Below are 4,663 nucleotides of genomic sequence, written 5' to 3'. Positions count from 1 at the left end.
GGTAACGCGCGCTCCTAGGCGGTGGTGAAGCGCCCGGCCGCTGGAGCCTGGCGCGGGCTGGGCCGACTCGCGGCGGAAAGGGGGCTTGCCTGGGGGCCGGCTCAGATGAAGCGCCAGCTTTCCTCGGCGGCGTCGCGCAGCGCGCGGGCCTTGTGGAGGGTCTCGTCGTACTCGGCGTCGGGATCGGAGTCGGCCACCACGCCACCGCCGGCCTGGATGTACATGACGCCGTCCTTGAACAGCGCCGTGCGCAGGACAATGCAGGTGTCGACGCTGCCGTCGGAACCGAAGTACCCGACCGCGCCGGCATAGGCGATGCCCCGCTTCTCGATCTCCAGCTCGTCGATGATCTCCATGGCACGCACCTTCGGCGCGCCCGAGAGCGTCCCGGCGGGCAGGGCGGCCATGACCACGTCGACTGGGTCCAGGCCCTCGGGCGCGTCACCCTCGACGTTGGAAACCAGGTGCATGACGCGGGCGTAGCGCTCGACGAAGAAGCTGGCGGTGACCCGAACCCGCGGCGCGCGTGAGGCCGCAGTTGGTTCGTTGGCGCCCTTGGACTTCAACATGGCCACGCGGCCGACATCGTTGCGGCCCAGGTCGAGCAGCATGAGGTGCTCGGCGCGCTCCTTGGGGTCGTTGATCAGCTCCTGCTCGAGGCGGCGATCCTCCTCGGGCGTAGCGCCGCGCGGCCGGGTGCCGGCGATCGGGCGGATGGTGATCTGGCCGTCGCGCAGGCGCACCAGGATCTCGGGCGACGATCCGGCCAGGTGGAAGTCGCCGAAGTCCAGGAAGAACAAGAACGGCGAGGGGTTGCTGCGCCGGAGCGAGCGGTAGAGCGCGAACGGATCGTGCGGGAAGGGCGCGCGGAAGCGATGGCTGGGCACCACCTGGAAGATGTCACCGGCGCGGATGTAGTCCTTCGCGGTCTCGACGATTTCGCGGTAGCGCTCGCGGCTGACCGGGGTTGTGAAGCTGTCGGGCTGGGGCACACCGGCGCCAGACAGCGGCGGTGTCGGCTTGCGCAGGTCGGCGGCGACGGCGGCGAGGCGGTCTTCGGCGGCGCGGTACGCATCGGTGGCCGACGAATCGCTCGGGCGTACGGAGGTGACCAGGAGGATCTCCTGGGCGATGGCGTCGAAGATGGCGACGATCGAGGGCCGCGCCAGGACCCCGTCGGGCAAGCCCAGGGGGTCCGGATTGACGTCCGGCAGGTTCTCCACCAGCCGGATGGTGTCGTAGCCCAGCGCCCCGAACACCCCGGCGGCCATCGGCGGCAGGCCGGCGGGCAACTCGATACGCGACGCGGCCAAGAGGTCGCGGAGGCTATCCAGCGCGCCGCCGGACTGCGGCGTGAAACGGCCGGCGGCGATGTCAGGGCCTTCCGCCACTTCCGCCTGGTCGCCGCGGCAGCGCCAGACGAGGTCGGGATTCAGCGTGATGATCGAGTAGCGGGCGCGAAAGGCGCCGCCCTCGACGGACTCGAACAGGAAGCCATAGGGCCGCCCGTGCGCGATCTTCAGGAAAGCGGAGACCGGGGTCTCCAGGTCGTCGATCAGCCGCCGCCAAACGACCTGTGGGGCGCCGCCGTCGTAGGTCGTGCGAAAGGCCTCGAACGGCGGCTCGGTCTTCACCCCTTCTTCTCCGCGGTCTTGGCCTTGTCCTTCGGGATCGGTTCGAAGCCGGCCGCGGCCCGCGCGCGGTCGGCGTCGGTCTTCACCTTCAGCTTTGCGCGGGCATAGGTCTGAGCCGCTTCGCGCATCTCGTTGAACACCGCGGCGGTCAGCTCGCCGCGGCCCTGCTCGGCCAGCTGTGCTGCGGCGGGGCCGGATTCCATCTGCACGTTGTCGATGCGGCCCACGGCCAGTGCGTTGGGCGCGCGGGCGGTCCACACCTCACCGGGCTTTGAGCCGAAGGCGCGGCCCAGGACCTCGCGAGGGATTTCCGGGTGGGCGGAAGCCGTCTGGCGCGAGAGGGCGGCCGTGCGGACAGGCGCGTAGCCGGCGGAGGCGGCCACCGCATCCAGGGTCTCGCCTTTGCGGATGCGGGCGGCAAGGGCCTCTGCGCGGGCCTCCAGCGCCTGGATCAGGTCGCGGCGCATAAGGTCGACGGTGGCGACGGGGCGCAGTTGTTCCAGCGGCGGCAGGTGGGCGGGAATGACCTTTTCCACGCGCACGGCAAAGGAGACCCCGTCGTCCAGTTCGGTCGTCTCGCTTTCGCCGCCGGCGGGAAGCGTGAAGGCGGTCTGCAGGATCTTCGGCGGGAAGCCGCCCTGCAACTGGCGGCCCAGCGCGTCGACCCCCTCCGCGCTCAGCGGGGGCAGCTGGATGGGCGTGATGCCCACCTGCTTTGCGGCGTCCGCCAGCGAGGCGCCGCCGCTGCGGGCATCGTCGAACGCGGTGGATTGGGCGTAGGTCTTCTGGGCCAGCATATCCTTCCGGATCTCGGCCTCGAGCATCGGGCGGGCCTCCTCGATCGTCACTTCGCGGCCGGGTACGACGGAAACGATCTGCACCACCGACAGCCCGAGGTCGCCCTGCACCGCAGCGATCTCACCGGCCTGAAGCTTGAAGGCGGCCTCGCCGGCCTTGCGGTCGGCGATGGCGGTGCGTGGCTTGTCGGTGAAGGTGATCGCGGCCACGCCCTGCGACTTGGCGATAGCTTCGGCCGGTTCGCCGCGGCGCAGCCGCTGGACGATAGCCTGAGCGGACGCCGCGTCCTTTGCGGGAATCTGCACGATGGTGCGGCTTTCCGGTCGAGACAGCGTGTCCTTGCGGAAGTCGTAGCGCTTTTTCAGCTCGGCTGGATCGATCGGGCCAAGCGAGGCGCCCACCGACTCCGGCGAGAACACCACCATCGTGACTTGGCGCATCTCGGGCAGGGTGTAGCGGGTCCGGTTCTGGTTGATGAACGCCTGCAACTGGGCGTCGGTCGGCTTGGGCGGCTGCGGCACGCTCTGCGGCGTCACCAGGAAGTACGCGAGGTCGCGGGTCTCCAGGGCGAAGACCGAGCCGAGGGCGCCGTAGGCGCGCGGCACGGCCAACCCGTTCTGCAGGGCGGCCGACCAGTCCAGCGCCGCGGCGCGGTCGCGGATGTCGGCGTCCAGCATCTTCGGAGTCATGTTGTTCTGACCGAGCATCCGCTCGAACGTGATCTTGTCGAAGCGGCCCGTGACCGGATCGAAGAAGGCCGGGATCTTCTGGATCTGGGCAAGGACCAGCTTGTCGGAGGGGCGCACGCCCACCTTCGACAGCAGCTCGGCGAAGGCCTCGCGGGTGGCGAGGCCATTCAGGACGATCTGGTCCAGGCGATTGGCGTCGGCGACGTCCGCGGGGATTGGCTGGCCCTGCTCCTCTTCGATCGCCTTCTTGTAGTTCTCGTACTGGCGCCGGAACGACGCTGAGTCGACGACCCGCGAGCCGGCCTTGATGACCTCGTCGCCCTGAATTGCGGACGTCCCCGTGTTGGTGACCCCCCAGCCGACGAAGCTGATCGCGAGAAGCGCCAAGAGGATCCGGGCGGGCCAGGATTTCGCGAAGTTGCGGATGGCGGCGAGCATCAGGGTCCTTTCCCGGGGTCGGGCGTGCGCGCCGGTATATTGAGGGGGCCTCTGTCCGGCAAGCGCGTGACAGGGCGGGCGGCATGGCTTAACCGCGCCGCGAACGCCGCAGGAAGGGAGCACCGATGACCGCGCCGCAGCCGTTGATCGCTGGGAACTGGAAGATGAACGGCCTCGCCGCCTCGCTGGACGAGGCCAAGGCTGTGGCGGCGGGGCTCGAAGGGACCACTGCGCGGGTCGCGATCTGCCCCTCGGCGACGCTGATCGCCCAGATGGCGTGGGCCCTGAAAGGCACGCCGGTGCTGATCGGCGGCCAGGACTGCCATGCGGAGGCTTCCGGCGCCTACACCGGCGACGTGGCCGCCGAGCAGCTGGCCGATGCCGGGGCGAGCCTGGTGGTCCTGGGCCACTCCGAGCGCCGGGCGGGACACGGCGAGACCGATGCCCTGGTGGCGGCCAAGACGCGCGCGGCGCTGCGAGCGGGCCTGGAACCGATCGTCTGCGTCGGCGAGACGCTCGAACAGCGCAAGGCCGGTGAGGCGCTGGCCGTCGTGACCGCACAGGTGCGCGGCTCGCTGCCGCCGGAACTGGCCGACAATGCGTTCTCCGTCGCGTATGAGCCGGTGTGGGCGATCGGCACGGGCCTGACGCCGACGACGCCGGAGATCGAGGAAGTGCACCGGACGATCCGCGCGACGCTGATCGAGTTGTTCGGCGCGGCGGGAGAGGCGGTGGCCATCCTCTACGGCGGCTCGGTGAAGCCTTCGAACGCCGCTGAGATCCTGCATGCCGACGAAGTGGGTGGCGCGCTGGTGGGCGGCGCGTCGCTGAAGGCGGCCGACTTCCTGGGGATCATCCGCGCGGTCTAGCCTCATGCGAGACCGCCCTGGTCAGGCGCTGGGCCCCTTGAGCTCCACCGTGTTGCCCTCGGGGTCACGCACGTAGAGCGAGAAGCCGTCGCCGTCGGCGCCGTACCGCGGGCCCTCGTCGACGACGGCGACGCCATGGGCGGCCAGGTGGGCGCGGATCGCAGCCGGGTCGAACGGGCGCACCTGCAGGGCGAAGTGGTCGAGGTTGCGCCCGTCGCGGCCCGGGCCGGCCCCG

General features: G+C 70.4%; 3 protein-coding genes and 1 pseudogene. 1 reads left to right on the top strand and 3 read right to left on the bottom strand.

Translation table 11 applies throughout. The features are described 5' to 3' along the window. Positions 1 to 101: 101 nt before the first annotated feature. A complete protein-coding gene (trpE, locus tag QZV94_RS16035; RefSeq protein ID WP_293678944.1) occupies positions 102 to 1,634 on the bottom strand; it encodes an anthranilate synthase component I in 1,533 nt (510 codons plus the stop codon). Beyond that, entirely contained in the window at positions 1,631 to 3,559 is a 1,929-nt protein-coding gene (locus tag QZV94_RS16030) for a SurA N-terminal domain-containing protein (RefSeq protein ID WP_293678942.1), read from the bottom strand. Before QZV94_RS16030 ends, trpE begins: the two co-directional genes overlap by 4 nt. A 125-nt stretch (positions 3,560 to 3,684) precedes the next feature. Between QZV94_RS16030 and tpiA the strand changes: the two genes are divergently transcribed. Further along, on the top strand, positions 3,685 to 4,428 hold the full coding sequence (gene tpiA, locus QZV94_RS16025) for a triose-phosphate isomerase (protein WP_293678940.1): 744 nt from the start codon (positions 3,685 to 3,687) through the stop codon (positions 4,426 to 4,428). Between the two features lie 21 nt (positions 4,429 to 4,449). On the opposite strand, the pseudogene QZV94_RS16020 reads toward tpiA, so the two are convergent. Continuing rightward, positions 4,450 to 4,663: pseudogene (locus QZV94_RS16020) on the bottom strand (VOC family protein); the annotation flags it as partial.

Origin of the sequence: uncultured Phenylobacterium sp. (assembly GCF_902826855.1) — a bacterium.
Lineage (GTDB): Bacteria > Pseudomonadota > Alphaproteobacteria > Caulobacterales > Caulobacteraceae > Phenylobacterium.
This window is presented reverse-complemented; position numbering and strand designations above follow the sequence as displayed.

Coding starts and splice junctions, on each gene's coding strand:
- QZV94_RS16030 (WP_293678942.1), bottom strand. CDS start 3,559: ATGCTCGCCGCCATCCGCAACTTCGCGAAATCCTGGCCCGCCCGGATC.
- tpiA (WP_293678940.1), top strand. CDS start 3,685: ATGACCGCGCCGCAGCCGTTGATCGCTGGGAACTGGAAGATGAACGGC.